General features: G+C 41.3%; 6 protein-coding genes and 1 pseudogene. 6 read left to right on the top strand and 1 reads right to left on the bottom strand.

Annotated features, from left to right (window positions below; translation table 11 throughout):
• The first annotated feature begins 208 nt into the window (after positions 1-208).
• Together L3V31_RS21805 and L3V31_RS21800 are read left to right on the top strand one after the other, a co-directional pair.
• Positions 209-529: a hypothetical protein gene (locus tag L3V31_RS21805; protein ID WP_237319296.1), complete on the top strand. Its 321-nt coding sequence runs from the start codon at positions 209-211 to the stop codon at positions 527-529.
• Positions 522-881 (top strand): hypothetical protein, encoded by a 360-nt coding sequence (locus tag L3V31_RS21800; RefSeq protein ID WP_237319294.1) that lies wholly within the window; start codon positions 522-524, stop codon positions 879-881. The genes L3V31_RS21805 and L3V31_RS21800 overlap by 8 nt, the downstream gene beginning before the upstream one ends.
• Before the next feature lie 181 nt (positions 882-1,062).
• On the opposite strand, the pseudogene L3V31_RS21795 reads toward L3V31_RS21800, so the two are convergent.
• A pseudogene (locus L3V31_RS21795) lies at positions 1,063-1,365 on the bottom strand (hypothetical protein).
• Between the two features lie 266 nt (positions 1,366-1,631).
• On the opposite strand from L3V31_RS21795, the gene L3V31_RS21785 reads away from it, so the two are divergent.
• From L3V31_RS21785 to L3V31_RS21765, 4 genes are all read left to right on the top strand, one after another.
• On the top strand, positions 1,632-1,865 hold the full coding sequence (locus L3V31_RS21785) for a hypothetical protein (RefSeq protein WP_237319292.1): 234 nt from the start codon (positions 1,632-1,634) through the stop codon (positions 1,863-1,865).
• 830 nt (positions 1,866-2,695) lie between these two features.
• On the top strand, positions 2,696-2,953 hold the full coding sequence (locus tag L3V31_RS21775; protein ID WP_005448240.1) for a type II toxin-antitoxin system Phd/YefM family antitoxin: 258 nt from the start codon (positions 2,696-2,698) through the stop codon (positions 2,951-2,953).
• The gene (locus L3V31_RS21770; RefSeq protein ID WP_025796191.1) at positions 2,941-3,243 is read left to right on the top strand and encodes a type II toxin-antitoxin system RelE/ParE family toxin; all 303 of its coding nucleotides are present in this window, start codon (positions 2,941-2,943) and stop codon (positions 3,241-3,243) included. The genes L3V31_RS21775 and L3V31_RS21770 overlap by 13 nt, the downstream gene beginning before the upstream one ends.
• A gap of 160 nt (positions 3,244-3,403) precedes the next feature.
• Positions 3,404-3,599, top strand: a 196-nt coding sequence (locus L3V31_RS21765; RefSeq protein WP_237319291.1) for an SDR family NAD(P)-dependent oxidoreductase, incomplete at its 3' end; no start/stop codon positions are given.

The following is a 3,599-nucleotide window of genomic DNA, read 5'->3' as shown; positions in this document are numbered from 1 at the left end:
AATAGGTCTCTTAAGTGGTCTTTATGTTGGTCATTTTAGCCTCAACCAAGCGGTATAACAAGGCGTTTAAGACGGATTCCCAACGCTCGGCATTTTCGGTTTGCTTCATCTTTGGTGTTTACGGCACCATACTTTAAATGTAGTGGTATGCGTTGCTCACCACTTAACGCGGCGTTAGCTATTTTCTCAAAATATAGAGGTTGTAAAATTGAACAAAGAAAAAAAGGCAAAACAAAAGTCTCCCGCTGAGGAGATCAGAAAGAAGATCCGGTTAGCATTGAACAACCGTAAATTTGGTATGAGAAGTATAGAGGGAATAGCGAAAGAAGCTCATGTGTCTGAAAAAAAATTAAGACAGCTTATTGCTTATGACAAAGAGTTAGCAAAAGAAATAAAGTATATGCCATTTCGTTCAAAGGATGGGAAAGTACTGATAATGTCGAAAGAACGTTTTATTAAAGAAGCACCTTTGAAATGGAAGTTTATTGATTTCTTTGCTTCAAAACGTCAAGGGGTAAAAGATGCCTGAGTCACTAAATTCAATAACCAGTACGTTAGGCCCTCACCTTGGACTAATAATTATTGCACTTTTCGGTGGATTCGTTTTGTTCGGCATGAAAATTTCTGAGCATTTCATGAAATCAGAGCAAGATAAACTACCTTTAGGCAAGTACATTGGATTTACAATATCATTATTTTTTGCGCTTCCCATCTTGGGTGCGGGTGTTACTTGTATATATTTGTTAAACGGCGACAAAATCAGTACGATTCTAGCGTTTCAAATAGGATTAACCTCTCCAGCTATTGTACAGAGCTTGATTATTGCAGCAGCCAATAATATGGCGAAAAATGAAGCTCCAAATCTCCAAGGGCAGCAATAGCTAACAAAGCATTTAAGAGTGATTCGCAACGCTTGGCAGTTTCGCTTCGCTCAAGTATAGCCAATCGTCGCTCACACCTTAATGCGGCGTTAGTCGCCAGAAAAAGCTAGCAGTCAAAATCATGTTTCTAAGCTCAACATTTGGCTGCTGATTGTCCGGCTCACAGATGCGTCGTCGATGGTCAAAACTCAGTTTCAGCTGTTTTAAGTCCAAAGTTTTGCAAGTGTCCAAGCGGTTTTTTTGTTCTTTGGTGCTGACGGAGCAGGGCAATCGAGAGTCTGTGTTTGGTTGCAACTCCGCTCGGTGAGTTTGTTGGTTTAAGAGCTTATTTACTTGCTGAAAGGACGTTTTCTCTGGTGTGGTAAGTTCCAGGTGGTTTCAGTGACTTTGTTGAAAGTCCGCACTGTGAGATTGGCTTTCCAAAAGCGCTTTTTGGTGTTGTCAGTCCGTTTTCTGCGGCGTTGTTTGTTCCAAGTGGTTTCATTGAGTAGCCGCTTTGAGACTACGCCTGACTTAAATGCATCAAAGCACATAAAGTTTGTTGTTCGCAAAGTTTAGTTCGGCTTAAAATTGTCGCTCGGTGCCTCGCGACTAACAAACTGCTCAAGAGGGATTCGCAACGCGTGGCTTTTTTACTATGCGTTGAATTTAGTGATTAAGGTGGTTTGCGGCGGCTTCGGTATTGCGTTGCTCACCCCTTAGCAGGGCGTTAGTTGCTAGAAGATAAATTCGCATCAGAGGAGAAGCAAAATGGTACATGCTTACGGTGCCAAAGAAACAAAAGCGTTCTGTTGTAACTGCAAAAAAGTTACGGTTCATAAGTATGAGAGCTTTTCGAAATCAAAGCCAAAAAATGAAGAAAAAAGTTTCTTTTCTGAGGCTCTTGCGACTATAGCAAGTGTTTTGATGGAAGGTGAGCCTACAGGTGATTATAAATGTAAGGAGTGTGGTACCAACCTTAACACGCCAGACCACTTGGACTAAGTTTTTGGGCAGGGTTCAACTACGCAACTAACAAAGCATTCAAGAGGGATTCACAACGCTTGGCAGTTTTGGTTTGAATCAGCATTAGTGTTTACAGCACAATAGTTTAGGTAGGGTGGTGGCGTTGTTCACCCCTTAATGCGGCGTTAGTTTGCAAGAGGAAAAACGCAGCTATATCGAAAGATCTATTGGTAAAAGCTCAAAGTTGAAGTTGTCGTATCGGCGTTCAATTTCAGTGTTAACTAGCGTGGTAAAAATCCAAAGTTGGCATCGTTTCAACGGCTGATGTGTTCTTTGGCTTGGCGACTTTTTGGTTAACTGAGTTGAACTTTTTTGCTGAAACTCTGCTCTGTGAGTTTGTTGGTACAAAAGCCGACTTACTTGCTGAAAGGACGCTTTCTCTGGTTTGGTAAGTTCACGTGGTTTCAGTGACTTTGTTGAAAGTCCGCATTGTGAGAATAGTTTTCCAAAAGCGCTTTTTGGTGTTGTGAGTTCGTTTTCTGCGGCGTTGTTTGTTCCAAGTGGTTTCATTGAGTAGCCGCTTTGAGACTACGTCTGATTTAAGTGCATCAAAGCACATAAAGTTTGTTGTTCGCAAAGTTTAAAATAACGTAAAATCAACCCTTTGGGTCTGCAAACTAACAAACTGCTCAAGAGGGCTCCACAACGCGTGGCATTTTTACTATGCGTTGATTTTAGTGATTAAGGTGGTATGCAGCGGCTTCGGTATTGCGTTGTTCACCCCTTAGCAGGGCGTTAGCCCTCATGGAGCTTGCTATACTCAAAGTGATAGAATAGTATCACTTTAATATTCCTTTGGAGCCGCTCTCATGAAAGTAGAACTAGTTACATCACTTAAACGTCAAGCAACTAAGATCCTCGCCGATCTCCACGACACCAAAGAACCAGTGTTAATTACTGAGCATGGTAAGCCATCTGCGTATCTAGTTGATGTTGATGACTACGAATTTATGCAAAATCGTTTAGCTATTCTTGAGGGTATTGCACGAGGTGAGCGTGCACTAGCTGACGGTAAAGTGGTAAGTCATGATGAAGCCAAGGATAAAATGTCAAAATGGCTGAAGTAATCTGGACTGAACCAGCGTTATCTGACCTCAATGATATCGCTGAATACATCGCACTTGAAAATATCGTAGCTGCAAAGCAGTTAGTACAAACGATCTTCTCCAAAGTCGAACGTCTACAAACTTTCCCAGAGTCAGGTCGTATTCCACCCGAACTAGAACATTTAAGTTATCGTGAAGTTGTCGTTAATCCATGTCGTGTTTTCTATAAACAAGATGGTGACAAAGTGTTTATTCTGTTTGTTATGCGTGCAGAGAGAGATTTGCGTAAGTTCTTGTTGAGTAAGCAATAACCTTTGGAAATGAGCGGCTAACAAACAATTTAAGAGTGATTCAGCACGCTTGGCATTTTTGGTTTGGGTCTAGTTTAGTGATTACGGCGTCCAATTTGAGTATTGTGGTAGCGTGCTTCACACCTTAATTGGGCGTTATACGAATAAGGAAATTCAGCAAATGGAAACAGTCTTAATTACAGGTGCTTCGAGGGGTATTGGACTCGAGTTAACTCGTCAATTTTTAGTCTTAGGTTATAACGTCATCTCGACTTATCGTGGTCAGCCTTCAACGCAATTAAAAAATCTGCTCGCTAGTAGTTCATTGACATTGCATGAGCTAGAGGTCACTGACGAAACATCAATACTCAATTTAG

The sequence above is a fragment of the Vibrio sp. J1-1 genome (genome assembly GCF_021728395.1).
Taxonomy (GTDB): Bacteria; Pseudomonadota; Gammaproteobacteria; order Enterobacterales; family Vibrionaceae; genus Vibrio.
Note: the sequence above shows the minus strand (reverse complement) of the source record. Positions and strands in the feature narration are given on the sequence as shown.

What these genes read in the sequence shown, in the direction of transcription:
- L3V31_RS21800 (WP_237319294.1), top strand. Translation starts at nt 522, where the DNA reads ATGCCTGAGTCACTAAATTCAATAACCAGTACGTTAGGCCCTCACCTT.
- L3V31_RS21785 (WP_237319292.1), top strand. Translation starts at nt 1,632, where the DNA reads ATGGTACATGCTTACGGTGCCAAAGAAACAAAAGCGTTCTGTTGTAAC.
- L3V31_RS21775 (WP_005448240.1), top strand. Translation starts at nt 2,696, where the DNA reads ATGAAAGTAGAACTAGTTACATCACTTAAACGTCAAGCAACTAAGATC.
- L3V31_RS21770 (WP_025796191.1), top strand. Translation starts at nt 2,941, where the DNA reads ATGGCTGAAGTAATCTGGACTGAACCAGCGTTATCTGACCTCAATGAT.